Origin of the sequence: Saccharopolyspora sp. NPDC047091 (assembly GCF_040643635.1) — a bacterium.
Lineage (GTDB): Bacteria > Actinomycetota > Actinomycetes > Mycobacteriales > Pseudonocardiaceae > Saccharopolyspora_C.
Genome location: NZ_JBEYUS010000045.1, coordinates 19,953 through 42,377, shown reverse-complemented (window position 1 = coordinate 42,377; position 22,425 = coordinate 19,953). Strand labels below are relative to the sequence as shown.

The window sequence follows — 22,425 nt, the reverse complement described above, 5'->3', positions numbered from 1 at the left end:
GGCTGGAGGCACCGTGGCAGTTCGCAACACCCGTCCCACCGCTCGCCGCCGGAACCGGCGCCGGTGGCGCGCCGCGACCGCGCTCACCCCCACGCTGCTCCTGGTCGCCGCCTCCAGCACCCTGCTCTCGCTGCCGCCGCCGACCGTGCGCGACGGCCGCGCCGAATCCGCCCCGGACAGCGGGCTCTACGGCGCGAGCGGGCACCTGCCGCAGACCCGCGAGCCCAGCACCGAACTGCTCGACCTCGCGGGCAGGCCGCAACGGCTGCCCGGCCCGCCCGACGACCAGCCCGGCGGACGCCTCGACATCCCCGAGCCGATGATGGCCGCCTACGTCGGCGCAGCCGACCGGCTCATCGGCACCCACCCGGGCTGCGGCGTGCACTGGTCGGTGCTCGCGTCCATCGGCCGCATCGAATCCGGGCACGCCCGCGGCGGGAAGGTCGACGTCGACGGCACCACGCTGTCCGCGATCCTCGGGCCCCGGCTCGACGGCGGGCCCGGCGTCGCCGCCATCCCCGACACCGACGGCGGCAGCCTGGACGGCGACCCGGTGTGGGACCGCGCCGTCGGAGCCATGCAGTTCGTCCCCGGGACCTGGAACGAGTACGCCCTCGACGGCAACGACGACGGCGAGCTCAACCCGCACAACGTGCACGACGCGGCGGCCACCGCGGGCGCCTACCTGTGCAGCGCCGGGGGAGATCTGCGGGAACCGCGGGCGCTGGCGGAGGCGGTGTTCCGCTACAACCACTCCGACGACTACGTGCGCACCGTGCTGAACTGGGCCGACGCCTACTCGAACGGCGCGTTCCCGCAGCCGGTGGAGCCGCTGCCGGAATCCGACGGGCGCGACGTGCTCGCGGGCAGCAGGTTGCCGGACGCCCGGCCCGCGCCGGTGATCGCGGCGCCGCAGGAAGCCGGTGTCCCGGGGGCCTCGGCGCAGACCCCGCCGTCGCCCGGAGCGCCGGACGCGCCGGGCTCGGACGCGCGGCCCACCTGGCCGGGGGCGTCGACCGCGGAGCCCGGCGAGCCGGGCGTGCCGCCGGGATCCGAGGCGGACGGTCCGGGTACGGCGTCGCCGAGCTCTCCGCCTGCGGACGGCTCGGCGTCGGAGGTGCCGCCGACGTCCGGTGCGGTCCCCGCCGATCCGCCGCGGCCGGACGCGCCGTCGCCTGATGACTCGTCGTCCGGTGCGCCGTCGCCCGATGTCCCGTCGCCCGCTGCGCCGCCGCCCGGAGAGCCCGCTCCTGCCGAACCGCCGCCGGACGCGCCCGGTGCTCCGCCGTCCACCGCGCCGCCCTCGCCGCCCTCGGCCATTCCGCCGTCCAGCTCGACCGGCGAACTCCCGCCCGCCGATGGACCGGCACCCTCCCGGCCGCCCGCGGCGGGCGGACCGCCGGACCACGCGCCGCCCGCCACCGAGGCCCCGTCGAGCACCGCGCCCCCGTCGTCCCCGGGGCGCCCCACGTCCGGCACCCGCCCGCCCGAGACCTCCCGCCCGACCGATGCCTCCCACCCGACGGCGAACACCGATCCGACCGAGCCGAGCACGCCGGTCACCTCGACGGTCCCCGGGGCCGCCGGCGTCCCGGACCAGTGCGACGCCGCGGTGCTCGACGAGGGCCGGTTCGTCCCGCGCGGGCAGGACGCCGGGGCCCGGCTGGAGCCCGGCACCACCGACCCGCACGAGGCGAAGCCCGGCGAGGTCGTCCTCGTGCGGCCCGCGGCATCGGGCCCGCTGCAGGCGTGCGAGGTTCCCGCCGACTTCGCTCCTCGCCCATGATCATCCGATCGGGTGAGTGAGTTCGGGTCGTACCGCCGTCCGGACCGATCAGTGCGTCCCACCTGACCGGCGGCGGAAGCTGTTCACTCCGTTCAGTGACGTTCCCCGATTTCGAGTTGCGCCGACACGCCACCGGTGAGTTCGGCCGCCACAGCGGCTAGCGTGGTCGCCGATCGAAGGACGGGGCACCGGCTCCGGACCACGGAACAGCGCTAGGAGAAGCCCATGTCCAGGGTGGCCGCGATCGACTGCGGGACGAATTCGATCCGGTTGCTGGTGGCCGACGTGACCGCGGGTTCCGACGGCGCCCGCGACCTGCGCGACGTGCACCGCGAGATGCGGGTGGTCCGGCTCGGCCAGGGCGTCGACGCCACCGGCCGGCTCGCGGAGGAGGCGTTGGAGCGCACCCGCGCGGCGCTCGTCGACTACGCCGCCATCGCGCGCCGCAAGGGCGTGGAGCGGATCCGGATGGTGGCGACCTCGGCGACCCGGGACGCCGCGAACCGGGACGTCTTCTTCGCGATGGTGCGCGACACCCTGGGCATCGACGCCGAGGTGATCACCGGGGACGAGGAGGCTCGGCTGTCGTTCATCGGTGCGGTCGGTGACTTCGACCCCGCCGATGGCCCGTTCGTGGTCACCGACGTGGGCGGCGGCTCGACGGAGTTGGTCGTGGGCGAGTGGGACGGCGCGCAGGCCCGGATCGACGCCGCGTTCTCCGCCGACGTCGGCTGCGTGCGGCTCACCGAGCGCTGCCTGCACAGTGATCCGCCGTCCGCGGCGGACGTCGCCGAGGCCGAGCGGGTCGCCCGCGGCATCCTCGACGAGGCGTTCGCGGCGGTGGACGCCTCCGGCGCGCGGACCTGGGTCGGCGTCGCCGGAACCGTCACCACGCTGTCCGCGGTGGCGCAGAACTTGCCGGTTTACGATCCCGCGGCAATTCACCTTTCCCGTTTATCCCAGAAACAACTGGAGGAAACGACTTCGGAGCTGTTGGCGATGACTCATGAAGAACGTGCGGCGATCGGTTCCATGCACCCGGGCCGGGTCGACGTCATCAGTGGTGGTGCGCTCGTCGTCAAGGTGCTGGCGGACGAGCTGGCCGAGCGCGCCCGGATCGATGCGGTCGCCGTGTCCGAGCACGACATCCTGGACGGAATCGCCCTCTCCATCAGCTAGTTCTCAGAGTGTGGTCGATCGCCTCCGGGGCGTGGATGGATTGGTTTCTGGATCGAACCAGAAAGTGACGGATTTGTGACGGGGCACTGCGGGTCGGTGTTTCTCATTTATGTTTACGCTCGTCTATCGCGGTGGTGAACATCATCGCCGTGTGGTGCGGCCCCGAGAAATCCTCGGTGGGGCGCGCGTGGGAAGTGGGAGGACGCATGCGAAAGGGACGTCTGGCCGCGATGCTGGCGGCCCCGTTGGCGGTGGCCCTGCTGGCCTCCGGCTGCGGAGGCGGCGGGAATTCGGCGTCGGCGGACACGGTCACCGTCGAGTGGGGCGAGCCGGAGAACCCGTTGATCCCGGGGAACACCACCGAGGTCAACGGCGGCAACGTCATCGACTCGATCTTCTCCGGCCTGGTCAAGTACTCGCCGGACGACGCTTCGGTGAGCAACGAGATGGCGGAGGAGATCACTCCGTCGGCGGACAACCGGACCTTCACCATCAAGATCAAGCCGGGCTGGACGTTCCACGACGGGTCGCCCGTCACCGCCGAGAGCTTCGTCAAGGCCTGGAACTACACCGCCTATGCCCCCAACGGGCAGCAGGGCGCGAGCTTCTTCGAGCAGGTCAAGGGCTACGACCAGGTCAACCCCGCTGACCCGGACGGCGCGAGCGGCCCGAAGGAGGCCCCGAAGCCGACCGCCGAGACGATGTCCGGGCTGAAGGTCCTCGACCCGAACACGTTCCAGGTCGAGCTCAAGTCCCCGCTGGCGATCTTCCCGACGATGCTGGGCTACTCGGCGTTCTACCCGCTGCCCGAGATGTTCTACACGAACAAGCAGGGCTTCGAGGACCGGCCGATCGGCAACGGACCGTTCAAGTTCGAGTCCCGCTCGCCGAACGAGAACCTCACCGTCAGCCGCTACGACGACTTCAAGGGCGACGACAAGGCGAAGGTCCGCGCGGTCGAGTTCAAGGTCTACGACGAGCTCGACACCGCCTACCAGGACCTGGTCTCCGGCAACCTCGACTTCATCCGCCAGGTGCCGGTCTCGGCGCTCACCGGCGACAAGTGGCGCACCGACCTCGGCGAGGGCGCCCAGGAGAAGCCGGGTCTGCTGACCCAGAACATCGCGTTCCCGCTCTACGACGAGCGCTTCAAGAACCCGGACCTGCGCAAGGCGATCTCGATGGCGATCGACCGCCCGACGATCACCCAGCAGATCTTCGCCGGTAGCCGCCAGCCCGCCGACGGCTGGACCTCCCCGTCGGTCGAGGGCTTCGTGCCCGGCCAGTGCGGCGAGTACTGCACGTTCGACCCGGAGAAGGCCAAGCAGCTGCTGGCCAAGGCCGGTGGGTTCCAGGGCACGCTGACGATCATCACCAACGGCGACGGCGGCCACAACGAGTGGTCCGAGGCGGTCGCCTCCAGCATCCGCCAGAACCTGGGCCTCGACGTGCAGTTCACGCCGACCCCCACCTTCAGCGAGTTCCGCCGCCAGGCCAACGCCCGCGAGTTCACCGGCATGTACCGCACCGGCTGGGTCGCGGACTACCCGAACATCGAGACGTTCCTGACGCAGCTGTACCGCACCGGGGCGTCCTCGAACGACGGCGAGTACTCCAACCCCGCCTTCGACGCCGCGCTGGACAAGGCCAACGCCGCGCCGAACGTGGAAGCGGCCAACAAGCTCTACGCGGACGCGGAGAAGCTGCTGGCCCAGGACATGCCGGTGATCCCGCTGTGGACGCAGCCGGTGCAGGCCGGTTACTCCACCGAGCGGCTGGCCGAGGCGAAGGCGACGCCGTTCCGCAAGCTGGACCTGACGTCGGTGACGCTGAAGCAGCAGTAGGCAGAGCGAGGCGCCCGGCTCGCCCCGGAACGCTCGGGGCGGGCCGGGCCGCGTTCTTCGTGCACAGGAGGACCGGTGGGACGTTACGTACTGCGACGGCTGTTGCAGTTGATCCCAGTTTTCATCGGCACCACATTCCTCATCTACGCGATGGTGTGGGCCGTCCCGGGTGATCCGTTCGCCGGCAAGTGCGGTGAGCGGCCCTGCCCGGACTCGTACATCAAGGAGATGACGCAGCAGTTCAACCTGGACGACCCGCTCGTCGTGCAGTACTTCAAGTACCTCGGGCAGCTGTTCAGCGGGGACTTCGGCGAGACCTACAACGGCGTCCAGATCTCCCAGCTGATCGCCAACGCCTACCCGACCACCGTGCGGCTGGCCCTGGTGGCGCTGGTCATCGAGGCCGTCATCGGCGTCCTGGCCGGCATCGTGACCGGTCTGCGCGGCAAGGGCTTCCTGGACAGCCTGGTGCTGGTCTCCACGCTCTTCCTGATCTCGCTGCCGGTGTTCGTCACCGGGTTCGTGCTGAAGGTGTGGCTGGGCACCGAGCTCGATCTGATCAAGACATCGGTCGGGTCCGATCCCACGTTCGGCGAACTGCTCGTACCCGGCTTCGTGCTGGGCAGCCTCTCGATGGCCTACGTGGCGCGGCTGACCAGGACGAGCATGATGGAGAACAAGCGCGCCGACTACGTGCGCACGGCTCACGCGAAGGGCCTGGGACCGCGCCGCGTCGTCGGCGTGCACCTGCTGCGGAACTCGATGATCCCGGTCATCACCTTCCTCGGCACCGACCTGGGCGCGCTCATGGGCGGGGCCATCGTCACCGAAGGCGTGTTCAACATCCGGGGCATCGGCGGGCTGGTCTACAAGGCCATCCTCACCAAGGAGGGCATGACCGTCACCGGCATCGTCACGCTGCTGGTGCTGGTCTACCTGCTGATGAACCTCCTGGTGGACATCCTGTACGCGGTCCTGGACCCGAGGATTCGATATGACTGAACCGACTGCCACTGTCGTCACCACCACGCAATCCGGGACCGACCCGATGGCGGCCCACGAGATCAGGCCCGAGAAGCCGCGCGGCCTGTGGGCCGACGCCTGGCGCGACCTGCGGCGCAGGCCGATGTTCCTGGCCTCCTCGGCGATCATCTTCGTGCTGCTGCTGATGGTCGCCTTCCCGCAGCTGTTCACCTCGGCCGATCCGAACAACGCGATCCTGGCCAACGCCCGGCAGGGCCCGTCCGCGGACGCCTGGTTCGGTTACGACGTGCAGGGCCGGGACATCTACGCGCGCGCCATCTACGGCGCCCGCGCGTCCGTCGCCGTCGGCCTGCTCGCCACCCTGGGCACGGTGCTGATCGGGTCCGTCGTCGGGATCATCGGCGGCTACTACGGCGGCTGGCTGGACAACCTGCTGTCCCGGTTCTCCGAGATCTTCCTCGGGCTGCCGTTCGTGCTCGGCGCCATCGTCATCCTCACCACCTTCAACCAGCCCGGTGACATCCCCAGCGGAACCCGGGTGATCCTGCAGGTGGTGGGCTCGATCGCGGCGCTGTCCTGGCCGATCGCGATGCGCATCATGCGGTCCGCGGCGATCTCGGCGAAGCAGCAGGACTACGTGAAGGCGGCGCGGGCCCTGGGCGCGACGCCGTCGCGGATCATCCTGCGGCACATGCTGCCGAACTGCCTCGCGCCGGTGCTGGTGTACGCGACGATCGCGCTCGGCGGGTTCATCGGTGCCGAGGCCACGCTGTCCTACCTGGGCCTCGGGCTGAAGTACCCGGTGGTGTCCTGGGGCGTGATGATCGCGGACTCCCGCGACTACATCGAGACCGCCCCGCACCTGCTGCTGTTCCCCGCCGGGTTCCTGGTGGTCACCGTGCTGGCGTTCGTGATGCTCGGTGACGCTGTCCGCGACGCGCTCGACCCGAAGCAGAAGTAGGAGGACCGCTGTGTCCGACAAGGACGAGAAGGCAGGGCGGCTGCTCGACGTCGAGGACCTGCACGTGGAGTTCCGCACCCGCGACGGCGTCGCGAAGGTGCTCAACGGCGTCAGCTATCACGTCGACCCGGGCGAGACGCTGGCCGTGCTGGGCGAATCCGGCTCCGGCAAGAGCGTCACCGCGCAGACCGTGATGGGCATCCTGGACACCCCGCCGGGCTTCGTCACCGGCGGCGCCATCCGCTACGAGGGCGAAGACCTGCTCACCGCCACCGACGCGCGTCGTCGCGAGCTCCGCGGCGACTCGATGGCGATGATCTTCCAGGACGCGCTGTCGGCGCTGAACCCCGTGTTCACCGTCGGCTTCCAGATCGCCGAGCAGCTGCGGCTGCGCCGCGGCATGTCCCGCAAGGACGCCACCGCCCGCGCCGTGGAACTGCTGGACCTGGTGAAGATCCCGAACGCGAAGCAGCGCGTGAAGGAGTACCCGCACCAGTTCTCCGGCGGCATGCGGCAGCGGGCGATGATCGCGATGTCCCTGGCGCTGGACCCGAAGCTGCTCATCGCCGACGAACCGACCACCGCGCTGGACGTGACGGTGCAGGCCCAGATCATGGACCTGCTCGACGAGCTGCGCCGCGAGCGGGGGATGGGGCTGATCCTCATCACCCACGACCTCGGCGTGGTCGCGGAGGTCGCCGACCGGATCGTGGTGATGTACGCGGGCCGCATCGTCGAGTCCGCCGACGCCTACAGCCTCTACGCGCGGCCCGGGCACCCGTACACCGAGGGGCTGATGCGGTCGATCCCGCGCCTGGACCTGAAGGGCCAGGACCTGGACACGATCAAGGGCCTGCCGCCGAACCTGATGAAGATCCCCAGCGGCTGCCCGTTCCACCCGCGCTGCCCCCGCGCCCAGGACCGCTGCCAGGAGCAGATCCCCGAGCAGCACCTGCTCGGGGACGGCCGGACCAGCGCCTGCCACTTCGCCGAGGAGCTGATGACCAGTGAGTGAGCCGATCCTCGAAGTGCGGGACCTGGTCAAGCACTTCCCGATCAACCGCGGCATCGTCTTCCAGCGCACCATCGGGCAGGTCCGCGCCGTGGACGGCGTCTCGTTCGACCTGAACAAGGGCGAGACGCTCGGCATCGTCGGCGAATCCGGCTGCGGCAAGTCCACGCTGGCGCAGGTGCTGATGCGGTTGGAGCCGCCGACCAGCGGCACCGCCACCTTCGAAGGCCGCGACATGTTCAGCATGCGCGGCGCCGAGCTGCGCAAGCTGCGCCGCGACATGCAGATCGTGCTGCAGGACCCGTACACGTCGCTGAACCCGCGCCGCACCGTCGGCGACATCATCGGCGAACCCTTCGAGATCCACCCGGAGGTGGCGCCGAAGGGCGACCGGCAGCGCAAGGTGCAGGAACTGCTGGAGGTGGTGGGGCTCAACCCCGAGCACCTGCAGCGCTACCCGCACCAGTTCTCCGGCGGCCAGCGGCAGCGCATCGGCATCGCCCGGGCGCTGGCGCTGAAGCCGAAGGTGATCGTCTGCGACGAGCCGGTGTCGGCGCTGGACGTGTCGATCCAGGCGCAGGTGATGAACCTGCTCGGCGAGCTGCAGCAGGAGTTCGGCCTCTCGTACGTGTTCATCGCCCACGACCTGGGCGTGGTGCGGCACCTGTCGGACCGGGTCGGCGTGATGTACCTGGGCAAGATGGTGGAGATCGGCACCGACGAGCAGATCTACGAGCACCCGCAGCACCCGTACACGCAGGCGCTGCTGTCCTCGGTCCCGGTTCCGGACCCGACGTTGCGCGGCAAGCGCGAGGTCATCCGGCTGACCGGCGACGTGCCGAGCCCGGCGAACCCGCCGTCGGGCTGCCGGTTCCGCACCCGGTGCTGGAAGGCGCAGGACATCTGCGCGGAGAGCGTCCCGGAGCTGGAGGTGCGGCTGGGCGAGCACCCGGCGGCCTGCCACTTCGCGGAGGAGCGGCCGCACGTGGTCGCCTGATCAGCGCCGACGCGCGCCCCGTCCGGTTCCCGGGCGGGGCGCGCTCGCGTCTCACCCGGCGAGCAGGCCCACCCCGCCGTAGGCGTTCGCCTGCCCCGCCTCGCCGAAGCTGATCTGCGAATCGGGGCGCCACAGCGGCGAGAGCACCAGGCCCGGATCGGCCAGCGCGTACCCGTCGAACAGGCTCAGCACGCTCTCCCGGTCCCGCCACAGCACCGGCGTCGGTGTCCGCGCCATCACCTCGTGCGCCACCCGGACCTGCTCGTCGGTGGCCGACACCTGCGAGATGTGCGAGATCGCGAGCCAGCTGCCCGGGGCGCTCGCCTCCCGGTAGCTGGCCACCAGCCGGTGCACCTCCGCGTCGTCCGGCACGAACGGCAGGATCGCGATCGCCAGCACCGCGATCGGACGGGAGAAGTCGAGCATCCCGGCCACCCCGGGCGCGGTGAGCACGCTCTGCGGATCCCGCACGTCGGCCTGGGTGATCGTCACGTTCGCCTGCCCGGTGAGCATCCGCTGCGCGTGCGCCACCGCCACCGGTTCGTGGTCGACGTAGGCGACCCGGACGGACGGGTCGATGCGGTGCGCGATCTCGTGCACGTTGCCGACGGTGGGGATGCCGGAGCCGAGGTCGAGGAACTGGTCGACGCCCTCCGACAGCAGGAACCGCACCGCTCTGCCGAGGAACGCCCGGTTCGCCCGCGCGTAGACCGCCGACTGCGGCAGCACCGCCAGCGCGTCGTCGGCCGCCTTGCGGTCGATCGCGAAGTGCGCCGAACCGCCCAGGTAGTAGTCGTACATGCGGGCCGAGTTCGGGCGATCGGTGTCGGGAGCCGAGGGCATGGCCCGGAACAGGTCGTACTCGTTCGCGCCCATGCCGTTGATGTTGCAACAAGGAATCGAAGTCGACCAAGCCCGTTCCGGCGCCGAAGTGCAGAACCCCAGGTGCGCTGACCGGTTCTCGCCAGGATCGGGGGAATGCGCAACCGAATCGGGCCGCTGCAATTCGTCACGGAATCCGCACGCGCGGTGATCGGCCATTCCTGGAATGCGCGCCCCGGGGTCCGCGGTCGTGCGCACCGCGGACCCCGGAACCGCCGCTAGCCGCCCTGGCGGATGAATTCGGCCAGGTCGGCGGACTGCTGCACCCGGGACGGCTCGTGCACGTACATCATGTGGCCCGCCGGGTAGTAGCGGACGTCGATGTTGGCGCGCAGCTCCTCCGGAATGGGAAGCCGGGCCAGCACGTGCTCCGCCGCGTAATACGGCGTGGCGCCGTCGGTGTAGCCGGCGGCGACGTGCACCCGCAGGTGCGGATTGGTGCGCATCGCCGCACCGAGCTTGTCCACGACCGAAACCGAGGAACCCTCGAACTCCTTGTACGACCACGGCTGCACCCGGTTGCTCAGCAACGCGTACGGCAGGTCGTTGGCGTAGTCGAGTTCCTGGCGCAGGTAGTGGTTGATGGCCGCGGAATAGGCGCCGATGATGCCGGAGACGCTCGGGTCGTCCGTCATCCGCTCGCCCACCGCGTCCGGTTCCCAGCCGACGAAGCGCCCGTCCATCCGGCCCACGGTGCGGCGTTCGGAGCGCAGCAGTTCGGTGAAGAACCGCAGGTGCTCGATCCGCAGGTTCGCCCGGTCCACGTAGTCCTCGGACAGGCCGGTGAGCTCGGCGGTGCGCCGGATGACGTCGGCGCGCTCGAACGCGGGCAGCCGCGCGCCGCGGGACAGCGCCCATGCGTAGTCCCCGGAGGCGAACTTCTCCGCCTCCTCCAGCACCTCGGGCAGCGGCCGGTCGCCGTGCTTGCCGTGGTGGTGCGCGATCGCCGCGTACGTCGGCAGGTACAGCACGTGCGGCAGGTCGTTGCCCTCGGTGAACCGGATGGTGCCCATGTCCAGCACCGACGAGATCAGCAGCAGCCCGTTCAGGTACAGCCCGTGCTTGTCCTGGAGGTGCTCGGCCAGCGCCGCGGCCCGCAGCGTGCCGTAGGACTCGCCCGCCAGGTACTTCGGCGACATCCAGCGCCCGTTCCGCGAGGTCCACAGCCGGATGACCTCGCCGACGGACTCGATGTCCCGCTGGTAGCCGTGGAAGTCCGCGGGCTCACCGCCGTTGACGGCCCGCGAGTACCCGGTGGAGACCGGGTCGATGAACACCAGGTCGCTCTCCGCCAGCAGCGTCTCCGGGTTGTCGGCGAGCCCGTACGGCGGGGCGGCCAGCGCACCGGTGTCCCCGGACAGCACCCGCCGCGGCCCCAGCACCCCCAGGTGCAGCCACACGCTCGCGGAGCCGGGGCCGCCGTTGAAGGCGAACGTCACCGGGCGCGGTTCGGTGCTGTCGACGACGTACGAGGTCAGGTGCACCTCGGCCTTCGCCTTCAGCCCGTCGAACTTGCCGTCGGTGATGACCTCCTCGCGCAGCACGATGCGGCCGGTGGTCGCGGTGTAGGACAGCTCACCGCCGGCCGCGGTGATCGTGTGGTGCGTGCTGACCAGGTCGTCGGTCGGGTCGGCCGGGGCCGTCGTCGTTTCCTGCCCGGCTTCGCCGGTGCTCGTTTCGGTGGCTGCCATGACCGAACTCTACGTGCCGGAACCCGCGCGGCGGCGAGGTTTCTGCGACCGTGGAGGGGTGATCTCCGAGCTGGTGGACGACCCCGTCATCGATCCCGCCGCCGCGGCCCGCGACGCGCGTGAGCTGGGCGTGCTGGACGAGCGGATCGCGCGCTGCACCGCCTGCCCCCGGTTGGTGGAGTGGCGGGAGCAGGTGGCGCGGGAGAAGCGGGCGGCGTTCCGCGACCAGACCTACTGGGGCCGGCCGGTGCCCGGTTTCGGCCCGGCGGACGCGGCGATCGCGATCGTCGGCCTCGCCCCGGCCGCGCACGGCGCGAACCGGACCGGCCGGATGTTCACCGGTGACCGGTCCGGGGACGTGCTCTACCAGGCCATGCACGACGTGGGGCTGGCCTCGCAGCCGCACGCGCACGGCCTCGGCGACGGCTTGGTCCTGCACCGCACCCGGATCACCTCACCGGTCCGGTGCGCCCCGCCCGCGAACAAACCGACCCCGGGTGAGCGGGACACCTGCCGGCCGTGGCTGGCCCGCGAACTCGTGCTGCTGCGGGATTCGGTGCGGGTGGTGCTGGTGCTGGGCGGTTTCGGCTGGCAGGCGGTGCTGCCGGTGCTGCGCGACGCGGCCTGGGAGGTCCCGTCGCCGCGGCCGAAGTTCGGGCACGGGTCGGCTGTGGTGCTGCCCGCGACGGACGGCGGCGCGGACCTGAACCTGCTTGGCTGCTACCACGTCAGCCAGCAGAACACCTTCACCGGAACGCTCACCCCGGAGATGCTGCGCGACGTGCTGCACCGCGCCCGCGAGCTCGCCGGGATCTGACGTCGCTCCGCCGCCCTCATCGAACGTCGCGGAGCGCCGCGGCGAACTCCGGGTGTGGCGCGTCGACCACGATGGTCGCGCCGTCCTCCGCCGTCCGGGCACCGCTGATCCGCGGCAGCGACCCGAACACGAACGGCAACACCGAACCGAGGGCGGTTAGGCGGCGGAGATCGTCCGGATCTCGCAGCGGACGCCGCGAACGCGGGACAGCCTGCGGTCTCCGGTCAGCAGTGGACATCCCAACTGCTCTGCGGCGGCGACGTACGCGGCGTCGTAAGCGGTGACGTTGCCGCGCAGCTCCCACATGCGGGGCAGGAGCCGGGTGGGATCGACCTGGTCCAGCGCCATGTCGACCAGAGCGGTCGTGGCATCTTCAGCGCGCTCGATGGTGATCTTCTGTCCCAGCAGCCGCCCCCGGATCACTGACATGACCTCGATGTGGATGTGCGCAGGTGCCGCCCAGTGGTCGTCGGCGGCCAGCGCTGACCGAGCCCGACGTCCTGACGGGCCGTCGTCGAGCAGGGCGTCGGCCAGCGCTGATGCGTCCACGACCAGCACTAGCCGTCACCGCTCTCGTCGAGTCCACGTTCGTCGCGCAGGCCACGGAGTTCGTCGGCGGTGTCGCCCGCCGCGACCGTGCTCCCGTCGGACCGGCCGGAGAAACGGGCGAGGAGAGCCCGGTTCTCCGAGCGGCGCGCCTCGGCTTCGACCAAGGACAGCAAGTACGCCTGGAGCGACTGCCCTTGCGCGCGCGCTCTGTCGACCAACGTGTCGCGCACGGCCTCAGGCACATCGCGAATCTGCAAGGCAACCATGCATGCATATTACATGCAATTCGTGGACCAGGGGGTACCCGATGGGGTGATCGGGAGTTTTGTCGCTGGGTCGATGTTGCTACCCGAGGTAGCATCGAATCGTGACGGTGAACAAGGCGCGCGGGAATGAGGCGGGTCCGCCCGATCTCGAGGGGCGGCGGTTGCCCGAGTTCGCGGATCGGTTGGCGGAACTGGTGGGGCGGTACCGCCCGGCCGAGGCGCCGCCGGGAGCCGTCGACGTCGTGCAACCCGCGGCGTCCGGGGAGATCCGGTCGGCGGGACGGGCGCGCAAGGTGAGCGTGTCGATCCCGGAAGACCTGACGGCGGCGGTGCAGCAGCGGGTCGGGCGCGGCGCGTTCAGCCAGTACGTGACCGATGCCGTGGCGCGGCAGCTGGAGCTGGACCTGCTGGGCGAGCTCGCCGACCTGCTCGAACGCGAACACGGACCGGTGCCCGCTGCGGCGCTGGAGGAAGCGAGGTGTGCATGGCCCGACCACGAATAGCCGCGGGCGGCACGCTCCTGCTCGACGCCGCCGCCGTGCGCGAGCTCGCGGCCGGTGGCGCCCGAGTTCGCGCGCACGTCGAGATCGCCCGCGCGCGCCGGGCGCAGGTAGTGATCACCGCGGTGACGCTCGCCGAAGCGATGCTCGGTTCCGGTGCCGACCCGGAGCTCTCGGCGGTGCTCGATCGGATCAAGGTCCTCCCGGTGCGTCCGGAGGACGCCCGCCTCGGCGGGAAGTGCACCACCGGTGGCGCGGCGGGTCACCGGTTCAACTCCACAGTGGACGCGATCGTCGCGGCGGCGGCTTCGGGGCTCGCTCGTCCGGTCGTGCTGCTCGCCGCCGACCCGGTCGGCATGCGGCACCTGCTGTCGGAACTCGGGACTCCGGCGGCAGGCGACGACGAGCGAGCCCCCGCGGATCCCGGCGGCGACCTCGGCCCGACCGTCGATTCCCCCGCGTGCGAGGAGATCGCGCCTCGCGCGGCCGGGCGGCGGGGCATCGCGGTCGTGCAGGTGTGAGGTCGCGGTGGCACCGCGCGGCTCGGGTCGATGTGGCGAATCCGTTGCGCCGTACCGGTTCAGCGTCCGTGAGCACCGGTTTCTTGATCGGAGCCCGCGGTCCCGATGCCGCCGCCGCGCCCTGCCGGAATCGGGAATCCGCAGCGCAGTACCTGGTCAGCACGGGTGGACGCCGATCCGGCGCCGAACTCCTCGGAATGCGGAAGATGCTGCGGCGTGGTGGCTTTCCGGCCGGAAAAGTCGGTAGGGTGGCCGTCAATCCGGCTCCCCCGCGCTGCGGAGTGCGCATACCGAGCGCAGCCGTCCGCGCACAGCGCGTAGATCGTGATCACCACCACGCGCGACTGGCGTCACATTAGGGGGGGTCTGCGGACCGTGCCCCCGCCCAGTGGTGCGACCATATCGGCATGGCTGGTAAATCCGAACCCACCCGGATTCTCATCCTCGGCGGCGGCTATGTCGGCATGTACACGGCGCTTCAGCTTCAGTCCAAGCTGGGACGTCGCGAAGCCTCCGTCACCGTGGTCGATCCTCAGCCGCACATGACCTACCAGCCCTTCCTACCGGAAGCGGCAGCGGGCTCGGTCGAGCCTCGCCACGTGGTAGCGCCACTGCGACGAGTCCTGAAGCGGTGCCATGTGATCACCGCCAGTGTCACCGAGATCAAGCACGCCGACCAGGTCGTGCAGATCGAGAACCCGCAGACGGGTCCCGAAGAGCTCCCCTACGACGTGCTCGTGGTGGCGCTGGGCTCCGTGTCCCGACTCCTGCCCATCCCCGGCCTGGCGGAACAAGGCATCAGCCTCAAGACCGTCGGTGAAGCCATCTACCTGCGCAACCACGTGCTGGCGAAGATGGACGCGGCGGCCAACACCTCCGACGAGGAGCTGCGCAAGCGGCTGCTCACCTTCACCTTCGTCGGTGGCGGCTTCGCCGGAGCCGAGGCGCTGGCGGAGCTGGAGGACATGGCCCGTTACGCCACCCGCTACTACGAGTCCATCTCGCCGGAGGACATGCGGTGGGTCCTCGTCGAGGCCGCCGGGCGCGTGATGCCCGAGGTCAGCGAGAAGATGGGCGTCTACGTGGTCAAGGCGTTGGAAGAGCGCGGGATCCAGGTCTACCTGAACACCTTCCTGAAGTCGGTGGAGAACGGCCACGCCGTGCTCTCCGACGGGACCGAGTTCGACACCGACACGCTGGTGTGGAACGCGGGCGTCAAGGCCAACCCGGTGCTGAAGAACTCCGACCTGCCGCTCGACGAGCGCGGCCGGATCAAGGCCACCTCGCACCTCCAGGTCGAAGGCCTGCCGAACGTGTGGGCCGCCGGTGACTGCTCGGCGGTGCCGGACCTCTCGAAGGCCGACACCGACCCGAACGCGACCTGCGCGCCGTCCGCGCAGCACGCGGTGCGCCAGGCCAACCAGCTCGGCAAGAACCTGCTGGCGTCGCTCCGTGGCAAGTCCACCAAGGAGTACCGCCACGCCTACGCCGGCTCGGTCGCGGGCCTCGGGCTCTACAAGGGCGTCGCCGACGTCTACGGGTTCAAGGCCAAGGGCTTCGTCGCGTGGTTCATGCACCGCACGTACCACGTGAGCCGGATGCCCACCTTCAACCGCAAGATGCGGATCGTCATCGACTGGACGCTGGCGTTCCTGTTCAAGCGGGAAGCCGTGTCGATGGGTCAGATCCAGAATCCGAAGGCCGACTTCGAGCGGGCCGCGGCAAGCTGACCGTACTCCGGGTGATCACCGCGTGCTTCATGAGCACGCGGTGATTCGCGTACGAGTGGGGGCTGCTCCGTGCAGGCGATCGGGTGACCCGCTACCCTTGACGATGAGTAGCGGGTAATCGAAGACTGTCGGGGCGTCGTCACTCGAAAGGATGCCTCAGTTGGGGAAGGGGTGAATCCTTTGACTCTCCAGGAACTTGCGGCTCTGCTGCGCAGCGACGAAGTGCAGGACGGCCCGCTCGCCGATTTCGCGGCCGAGTACCAGGCCGCTTCCGAGGTGTTCCGCAAGAAGGACGACTGACCGAGCGCAGCACCGGCCGGACCACCGAGCGCCGGTGATGGCGGCATCGCAGGAGGACCGGGGTTATGACCGAGGGGGCGGCGGACGACTTCGCGCACCCGTTCGGCCCCACGACCGGTCCCGCGGCCGCTGATTTCCGCCCCGGACCACTGCTGCTGCAGGGGCAGGACTACTTCTTCCGCTCCGCCGACACCAGCCTCGACTTCCAGGAGCGCGTGCACCGCGCGGACCTGGTCGACGACGGGGACGGCGATCCGATCCCGTGCGTGCTCGTCCTCGCGCGGGCCGCGGACATGGAGATGAACGAGCTCTCCCTCGCGCTGGCGGAGCGCAACATCCGGATGGTGCGCATCGATGCCGACCGGTGCGTCGACGTCGCCCTCACGGTCTACACCGACACCCCGCTGGTCGAGCTCGAGCGCTGGCTGCTGCGACCGATCATGGTGTGGCGGCGGCACTTCGACATCACCGCGTTGCCCGTGGACCCGACGACCGTCCACGGCGCCTACGTCCGCGAGCAGTGGCGCGCGGTGTCCGGCTGGTTGTCCGGCCGCGCCGACTGGGAGCAGATCAACCCGGTGCGCTCCAGCGCCCACCTGGACCGGCTCACCCAGCTGCGGGACGCGGCTTCGTTCGGCTTCCGGGTACCGCGCACCGCGGTGACCACCCTGCCGGGCCGGAACCGCCCGGGCGGCGGCCGTTGCATCGTCAAGACCGCGGGCCACCACATGCTCGAACCGGAACCGGGCGCGCTGCGGGGGCTCTTCCCCCGGCCGCTGGACATCCGGCACTCCGCGGAAGCGCGCGAGCCCGCCCCGGTGCTGGTGCAGCAGTACGTCGGCTCCGAGCACGAGATCCGCGCGTTCGTCGTGGGCGACGAGGTCATCGGCTACCGGGTGGACAAGCTCGACCCGGCGCAGCTGTGGGTCGACCCGGACTCGGTGGCCGTGGAACGGGTCGAGCTGCCCGCAGGCCTGGCGACCCGGCTGCTGGCGCTGTGCCGCTTCTGGCGGTTGCACGTGGCGGCGTTCGACCTGCTCGCCACGGACTCCGATCACGTGTTCCTGGAGGTCAACGTGAACTGCGACTGGCGCTGGTTCGAGCACCGGGCGCAGGACGACGCGGTCTCCACCGCCGTGCACCGCTGGGTCGCCGAGCGCTACGAGCACCTCGTGGCGACTACCTCGGCGCCGAGGTGGGACTGATGGGGGCGGGCCGCGACCGCCGCCGATCGCCGCGCACCGGGGGGAGCGGCTTGCTCTGGTCGGCGGCTTCCGATCGGGGGGAACCGGAGGCAGAGTCGGTGCGTCCGAACCGGCGGTGGCGATCGGCCCAGCACCGATCGGCGCCGTTACCGCTCAGCCCGCGCTCTAGGACCTCCTCGAACGCGCGCTGAGACCGAGCCCCCGTAGCCCAACTGGCAGAGGCAGACGACTTAAACTCGTCCGAGTGTCGGTTCGATCCCGACCGGGGGCACCACCACGCGACGGCCGGTCCGCGGACCACGCAGCGAGGCCGGCTGGACTGCGAAGCAGCGCCGCAGCGATGGCAGCGCGCCGAGCGGATGCGGCAGCGACTGCCCGTGATGAGACCACCCCATCGGGCGACATCCCACGAACCTTGCGCCGCCTCCCCGGACCCGGCTCGGCGCCGATTCGCCCTCGACGGAACCTCCGGCCCGACAGCCGCCCGGACTGCCCGGAAGAGCCCTCCGCCGCCGGTGACAACCCTGGTCCGGTGCGGGAGCGGACACCGGCGAAGGCCGGTCGAGGACTTCTCGGGCACGCGAAATTCCCCGACCACCGTGAGTGGCCGGGGTGATTCCGCGTACTCTCGTGATCGCTCGGCGGTTGTCGATTCCGGTGCGGTGCGCCGACCCGGAATCCGCGTGCTGTCGACGAAAGCCAAGTGGTGCGGTGTGCCGCTGACGAAACCCCCAGTCACCTCAGCGGCACACCTACCGCCACTCGGCTGCTGTCCGGACCGTTCGGTCGGTTCGCGCGCATCGACCGTCCGTGGCCCGTTCGGCGCAGCCCGTGTCAGAGCATGGCAGGCGACGGAGCGGATGTGTGGCGGCCCGCGTCCGGAGCGTGGGGAAGTACCTGCTCAACGGCGGGTACCGGATTTTCCGGTCCGGATCCGGACCGGAGGAGGACGGGGATGACGGACCGGAAAGCGGGGGCTTCGGCGACGGGCACCGGGATGCGGGCGCTGTTCGCGGAACGGTTCGCCCTGCTGTACGTGACCGCGGGCGACCCCCCGCTGAAGCGGGTGGCCGACGCGGTCGAGCGCGCCCGGCGGCTCGACGAGCGCGGCAGGCCGATCCGATCCACCGCCCAGCGGATCAGCGACTGGCGCCGCGGACGCAACGTGCCCGCCCGGTTCGCCGCGCTCTCCGTGGTGCTCGAGATCCTCATCGGCGAAGCGCGCAAGCACCAGCCGCAGCCTCCGGTGGAGGGACTCTACGACGTGTCCGCGTGGCGGGCCCGTTGGGAAGAAGCACTCGCCAGCCCGCTCAGCACGCCCGACCCGGCCCCCGCCACCGAGAAGGGCGATGCGGACGAAGCCGAGACGGCCCCACCTGCGGACGGCGGGCTCTGCCCGTACCGCGGACTCGCCGCGTTCGGCCAGGACGAATCCGGCTGGTTCTTCGGGCGGGAACGCGCCACCACCACGCTGGTGGAACGCCTCGCCGCCGCGGCCGACGAGGGCGGCATCACCATGCTCGTCGGTGCCTCCGGGGCGGGGAAGTCCTCGCTGCTGGGCGCGGGTCTGCTCCCGGCGCTCACCGGCGGCGCGCTCGCCGAGCAGGGCTCCTCGACGTGGCCGGTCCGCACCACGACGCCGGGAGAGGACCCGCTCCGCGCCCTCACCGAACTGATCCCCGAGCTCAACGAGGTGCTGGCCAACGCCGACCGCCACGGCGCCGAACCGGACGGCCCGGTCCGCTGCCCGGAGGGTTCGGACGATCAGGACTCCGACGCCGCGAACGCACCGGTCCCGGACTCACCCGCCGCGGGCGGACGAGCCTTCGACGCGCCCGTCCCCGACCCGTCCGCGGACTTCCGCTTCGCCGAGCAGGTCCGGGACGCCGTCGCCGGGCACGTCCGCCGCGCCGCCGGCGACGGGGCGCGCCTGGTGCTGGTCGTGGACCAGTTCGAGGAAGCGTTCACCATGTGCCGGGACGAGCACCGGCGGGCGCTGTTCGTGCAGGTGCTGAACGCCTGCTGTACGACCGGATTCGCGGGCGGCACCCCGCCCGGGCTGGTGGTGCTCGGGCTGCGGGCGGACTTCTACGCGCGCTGCCTCGACTTCCCGGAACTCGCCGAAGCCCTCCAGCACCGGCAGATGGTGCTGGGCGCGATGACCGTCACCGAGCTGCGCAAGGCCATCACCGGCCCGGCGAAGGCCACCGGCCTGCAGATCGAACCGGGTCTGGTGGACGTGCTGCTGCGCGACCTCGGGGTCAGCGTCGGCCGGGCGTACGGCAAACCGTCCCAACGGGCCTACGACGCCGGTGCGCTGCCGCTGCTGTCACACGCGCTGCTGGTCACCTGGCAGCGCAGGCAATCGGGGAAGCTCACCATCGCCGGATACCGCGCGGCGGGCGGCATCCAGGGCGCGGTGGCGGCCACCGCGGAACGGGCGTGGGCCGAACTCGCCGAAGGCGGGCAGACCGCCGCGCGGCAGGTGCTGCTGCGGCTGGTGCACGTCGGCGAGGACACCCAGGACACCCGCAGGCGCGCCACCTACACCGAGATCGTCGAGCACGCCGAACACCGCGACGCCGCGGCCCGCGCGCTGAACGTGCTCACGACCGCGCGGCTGGTGACCTTGGACTCCGACTGCGCCGAGATCAGCCACGAGGCCCTGCTGTACGCGTGGCCGCGGCTGCGCAGCTGGATCGACCAGGACCGCGCGGGCAACCTCGCCCGGCAACGGCTGGAACGGGACGCCGAATCGTGGCGCCAGGAAAGCCGGGACACCTCGCTGCTCTACCGCGGGGCACGGCTGGAAACGGCCCAGCACTGGGCGGACCAGGTCGGCTCGGCCGAACTGGCGCCGATCAGCCACGAGTTCCTGCACGCCTCGATGCGGCACCGGCGGCGGGCGGGCTGGTTCCGGCGCGGCACGGCGGCCGCCGTGTGCGTGTTCGCCGCAGTCGCCGCCGTGGCCGCGGTGCTGGCGGTGCGGGAACGCGACGACGCCGAGTTCCGGCAGGTGCTCGCGCAGGCCGATCGGTTGCAGGCCGGTGACCCCTCCGCCGCGGCGAAGCTGAACCTGGTGGCCGAGCGGCTGCGCCCGGACGACCAGGGCGTGTACACGCGGCTGCTGTCCACCCAGAACTCGCCGCTGAGCATGCCGGTGCGCGGGCACAAGGGGCCGGTGTACCTGACCACGTTCAGCCCGGACGGCCGCACCCTCGCCACCGCCAGCTACGACGAGACCGTGCGGCTGTGGGACGTCTCCGACCGGATGCACCCGAAACAACTGGGCGCACCGCTGACCGGGTTCGGCAGCTGGGTCACCTCGGCCGTGTTCAGCCCGGACGGGCGGACCCTGGCCGCCGCGGGCGACGACCACCTGGTCCGGCTGTACGACGTGTCCGATCCGGCCCGCCCGAAGTCGCTGGGGCCGCCGATCGGCGGCACCGACGGCACCATCTACCTGCTGGCCTTCAGCCCCGACGGCCGAACGCTGGCCACCGCCAACGAGGACCGGACGGCTCGGCTGTGGAACGTGACCGACCCGGCCCGGCCGGTGCCGTGGGGAGAGCCGCTGACCGGGCATTTCGCGCAGGTCCGCACCCTGGCGTTCACCCCGGACGGACGGACCTTGGCGACCAGCGGCGATGACCGGACCGTCCGGCTGTGGGACGTGGCGGACCCGGCTCGGCCGACGCCGCTGGGCCAGCCGCTGACCGGGCACACCGGGGGCATGCACACGGTGGCGTTCAGCCCGGACGGTCGGACGCTCGCCTCCGGCAGCTCGGACAAGACGATCCGGCTGTGGGACGTGCACGACCCGGCCCACGCCGTGCAGCTCGGGCCCGCGCTCATCGGGCACAACGCCCCGGTGTGGTCGGTCAAGTTCAGCCCCGACGGCCGCACGCTGGCCTCGGGCAGCGCCGACAGCTCGGCGCTGCTGTGGAACGTGACCGACCCGGCGAACGCGACCAGGCTGGGGCAGAGCCTCAGCTCGGGCAGCAGCACCGTGTTCGCGGTGGGGTTCAGCCCGGACGGCGGCACCTTGGCGACCGGAGCGGACGACGGCACGGTACGGCTCTGGTCGCTGCCGGAGCGGATCCTGTCCGGGCACACCGCGCGCGTGAACACCGCGCTGTTCAGCCCGGACGGGCGGACGTTGATCACCGCGGGGGACGACCACACCATGCGGGTGTGGGACGTCTCCACCCGGGTGCCGCGCCAGGTGGCCGGCCCGTTGGACGTCTACGACGGTCCGGTCGGTTCGGTGTACGCGGCGGCGTTCAGCCCGGACGGGCGCATCCTGGCCACCGGCGGCGGCTCCGGCACGGTGCGGTTGTGGGACATGCAGGACCGGTCGGCCCCGAAACCGCTCGCCGGGTCGTTCAAGGTCGACACCCGCTACGCGGGCGAGGTGTCGTTCAGCCCGGACGGCAGGACCTTGGTGACCTGCGACGACGACCACAGCGTGCAGCTGTGGGACGTCAGCGACCCCACCGTGCCGGTGCGGCTGGGGGCGCCGCTCACCGGGCATCGCGGCTACATCAACCAGGCGAGCTTCAGCCCGGACGGCCGCGTGCTGGCGACGGCGAGCAGCGACGGCACCGTCCGGTTGTGGGACGTCACCGACCGCGGGCACCCGGAACTGCTGGGGAAACCGCTGAACACGGGGGACACGGAGACCTACACGGCGAGTTTCAGCCCGGACGGGAACACGATCGCCACCGCGGGCCAGGACAAGGCGATCCGGCTGTGGGACGTGTCCGACCCGGCGGCGCCCCGGTTGCTCGGGAACCCGCTGATCGGGCACACCCAGATCGTCAAGACCGCGGTGTTCAGCCCGGACGGCCGGACGCTGGCCACCGCGGGCGAAGACCGCACCGTCCGGTTGTGGGACGTGTCGGATCCGCGGCGGGCGGTGCCGATCGGCAACAGCGTCGCCGAGCACCAGGCCGCGGTGAACACGGTGTCGTTCAGCCCGGACGGCCGGACCTTCGCCACCTCCAGCGGCGACAACACCGCGCAGCTGTGGGACCTGGACGAGCAGTACGCCATCGACCGCATCTGCGCCACGACCCGCGGGGTGCTGCCGCGCGAGCAGTGGGAGCAGACGATCCCGCAGACCGCGTACTCGCCGCCCTGCGAGTGACCGCCCGCGAGCATCAGCGAGCGACCCGCCCGGGGTGACCGCCCTACGGCCC

General features: G+C 71.2%; 17 protein-coding genes and 1 tRNA gene. 14 read left to right on the top strand and 4 right to left on the bottom strand.

Translation table 11 applies throughout. The features are described 5' to 3' along the window. Positions 1–13 precede the first annotated feature (13 nt). The 7 genes from ABZ805_RS19320 to ABZ805_RS19290 all read left to right on the top strand — a co-directional run bounded on the left by ABZ805_RS19320 (position 14) and on the right by ABZ805_RS19290 (position 8,763). The gene (locus ABZ805_RS19320) at positions 14–1,786 is read left to right on the top strand and encodes a lytic murein transglycosylase (RefSeq protein ID WP_358441917.1); all 1,773 of its coding nucleotides are present in this window, start codon (positions 14–16) and stop codon (positions 1,784–1,786) included. A gap of 225 nt (positions 1,787–2,011) precedes the next feature. Beyond that, on the top strand, positions 2,012–2,965 hold the full coding sequence (locus ABZ805_RS19315) for a Ppx/GppA phosphatase family protein (protein ID WP_358441914.1): 954 nt from the start codon (positions 2,012–2,014) through the stop codon (positions 2,963–2,965). Between the two features lie 206 nt (positions 2,966–3,171). Beyond that, a complete protein-coding gene (locus ABZ805_RS19310) occupies positions 3,172–4,809 on the top strand; it encodes an ABC transporter substrate-binding protein (RefSeq protein WP_358441911.1) in 1,638 nt (545 codons plus the stop codon). A gap of 75 nt (positions 4,810–4,884) precedes the next feature. After that, the gene (locus ABZ805_RS19305; protein ID WP_358441908.1) at positions 4,885–5,811 is read left to right on the top strand and encodes an ABC transporter permease; all 927 of its coding nucleotides are present in this window, start codon (positions 4,885–4,887) and stop codon (positions 5,809–5,811) included. Between the two features lie 46 nt (positions 5,812–5,857). Continuing rightward, positions 5,858–6,754, top strand: a complete 897-nt coding sequence (locus ABZ805_RS19300) for an ABC transporter permease (protein WP_358441942.1) — start codon at positions 5,858–5,860, stop codon at positions 6,752–6,754. A gap of 10 nt (positions 6,755–6,764) precedes the next feature. Next, entirely contained in the window at positions 6,765–7,769 is a 1,005-nt protein-coding gene (locus ABZ805_RS19295; protein WP_358441906.1) for an ABC transporter ATP-binding protein, read from the top strand. Beyond that, the gene (locus ABZ805_RS19290; protein ID WP_358441903.1) at positions 7,762–8,763 is read left to right on the top strand and encodes a dipeptide ABC transporter ATP-binding protein; all 1,002 of its coding nucleotides are present in this window, start codon (positions 7,762–7,764) and stop codon (positions 8,761–8,763) included. Before ABZ805_RS19295 ends, ABZ805_RS19290 begins: the two co-directional genes overlap by 8 nt. A 51-nt stretch (positions 8,764–8,814) precedes the next feature. Here the strand turns inward: ABZ805_RS19290 and ABZ805_RS19285 are convergent, their stop codons facing one another. Continuing rightward, positions 8,815–9,639, bottom strand: a complete 825-nt coding sequence (locus ABZ805_RS19285) for an SAM-dependent methyltransferase (RefSeq protein ID WP_358441900.1) — start codon at positions 9,637–9,639, stop codon at positions 8,815–8,817. 224 nt (positions 9,640–9,863) lie between these two features. Beyond that, on the bottom strand, positions 9,864–11,336 hold the full coding sequence (locus tag ABZ805_RS19280; protein WP_358441897.1) for a peptidase S10: 1,473 nt from the start codon (positions 11,334–11,336) through the stop codon (positions 9,864–9,866). On the opposite strand from ABZ805_RS19280, the gene ABZ805_RS19275 reads away from it, so the two are divergent. Next, on the top strand, positions 11,335–12,153 hold the full coding sequence (locus ABZ805_RS19275; protein ID WP_358441894.1) for a uracil-DNA glycosylase: 819 nt from the start codon (positions 11,335–11,337) through the stop codon (positions 12,151–12,153). The two genes, ABZ805_RS19280 and ABZ805_RS19275, sit on opposite strands and share 2 nt — an antisense overlap. 156 nt (positions 12,154–12,309) lie before the next feature. On the opposite strand, the gene ABZ805_RS19270 is transcribed toward ABZ805_RS19275, so the two are convergent. Continuing rightward, on the bottom strand, positions 12,310–12,711 hold the full coding sequence (locus ABZ805_RS19270) for a type II toxin-antitoxin system VapC family toxin (RefSeq protein ID WP_358441891.1): 402 nt from the start codon (positions 12,709–12,711) through the stop codon (positions 12,310–12,312). Further along, the gene (locus ABZ805_RS19265; protein WP_358441888.1) at positions 12,711–12,968 is read right to left on the bottom strand and encodes a hypothetical protein; all 258 of its coding nucleotides are present in this window, start codon (positions 12,966–12,968) and stop codon (positions 12,711–12,713) included. Before ABZ805_RS19265 ends, ABZ805_RS19270 begins: the two co-directional genes overlap by 1 nt. Positions 12,969–13,069: 101 nt before the next feature. Here ABZ805_RS19265 and ABZ805_RS19260 point away from each other — a divergent pair, with 101 nt between their 5' ends. From ABZ805_RS19260 to ABZ805_RS19235, 6 genes are all read left to right on the top strand, one after another. Beyond that, positions 13,070–13,471 (top strand): hypothetical protein, encoded by a 402-nt coding sequence (locus tag ABZ805_RS19260; RefSeq protein ID WP_358441886.1) that lies wholly within the window; start codon positions 13,070–13,072, stop codon positions 13,469–13,471. Then, entirely contained in the window at positions 13,453–13,989 is a 537-nt protein-coding gene (locus ABZ805_RS19255; protein WP_358441883.1) for a hypothetical protein, read from the top strand. The genes ABZ805_RS19260 and ABZ805_RS19255 overlap by 19 nt, the downstream gene beginning before the upstream one ends. A gap of 407 nt (positions 13,990–14,396) precedes the next feature. Then, positions 14,397–15,719, top strand: a complete 1,323-nt coding sequence (locus ABZ805_RS19250) for an NAD(P)/FAD-dependent oxidoreductase (RefSeq protein WP_358441881.1) — start codon at positions 14,397–14,399, stop codon at positions 15,717–15,719. Positions 15,720–16,084: 365 nt separating this feature from the next. Then, positions 16,085–17,224, top strand: coding sequence for a hypothetical protein (locus ABZ805_RS19245; RefSeq protein WP_358441878.1), 1,140 nt, complete (start codon positions 16,085–16,087; stop codon positions 17,222–17,224). A 197-nt stretch (positions 17,225–17,421) separates the two neighbouring features. Next, positions 17,422–17,498, top strand: a tRNA-Leu gene (locus ABZ805_RS19240). A 681-nt stretch (positions 17,499–18,179) separates the two neighbouring features. Then, positions 18,180–22,373, top strand: a complete 4,194-nt coding sequence (locus ABZ805_RS19235) for an AAA family ATPase (RefSeq protein ID WP_358441875.1) — start codon at positions 18,180–18,182, stop codon at positions 22,371–22,373. Positions 22,374–22,425 lie beyond the last annotated feature (52 nt).

Excerpts from the sequence above, each read along its gene's own strand:
- ABZ805_RS19315 (WP_358441914.1), top strand. The coding sequence starts at position 2,012 with ATGTCCAGGGTGGCCGCGATCGACTGCGGGACGAATTCGATCCGGTTG.
- ABZ805_RS19310 (WP_358441911.1), top strand. The coding sequence starts at position 3,172 with ATGCGAAAGGGACGTCTGGCCGCGATGCTGGCGGCCCCGTTGGCGGTG.
- ABZ805_RS19300 (WP_358441942.1), top strand. The coding sequence starts at position 5,858 with ATGGCGGCCCACGAGATCAGGCCCGAGAAGCCGCGCGGCCTGTGGGCC.
- ABZ805_RS19285 (WP_358441900.1), bottom strand. The coding sequence starts at position 9,639 with ATGGGCGCGAACGAGTACGACCTGTTCCGGGCCATGCCCTCGGCTCCC.
- ABZ805_RS19275 (WP_358441894.1), top strand. The coding sequence starts at position 11,335 with ATGACCGAACTCTACGTGCCGGAACCCGCGCGGCGGCGAGGTTTCTGC.
- ABZ805_RS19280 (WP_358441897.1), bottom strand. The coding sequence starts at position 11,336 with ATGGCAGCCACCGAAACGAGCACCGGCGAAGCCGGGCAGGAAACGACG.
- ABZ805_RS19265 (WP_358441888.1), bottom strand. The coding sequence starts at position 12,968 with ATGGTTGCCTTGCAGATTCGCGATGTGCCTGAGGCCGTGCGCGACACG.
- ABZ805_RS19255 (WP_358441883.1), top strand. The coding sequence starts at position 13,453 with ATGGCCCGACCACGAATAGCCGCGGGCGGCACGCTCCTGCTCGACGCC.
- ABZ805_RS19250 (WP_358441881.1), top strand. The coding sequence starts at position 14,397 with ATGGCTGGTAAATCCGAACCCACCCGGATTCTCATCCTCGGCGGCGGC.
- ABZ805_RS19245 (WP_358441878.1), top strand. The coding sequence starts at position 16,085 with ATGACCGAGGGGGCGGCGGACGACTTCGCGCACCCGTTCGGCCCCACG.
- ABZ805_RS19235 (WP_358441875.1), top strand. The coding sequence starts at position 18,180 with ATGACGGACCGGAAAGCGGGGGCTTCGGCGACGGGCACCGGGATGCGG.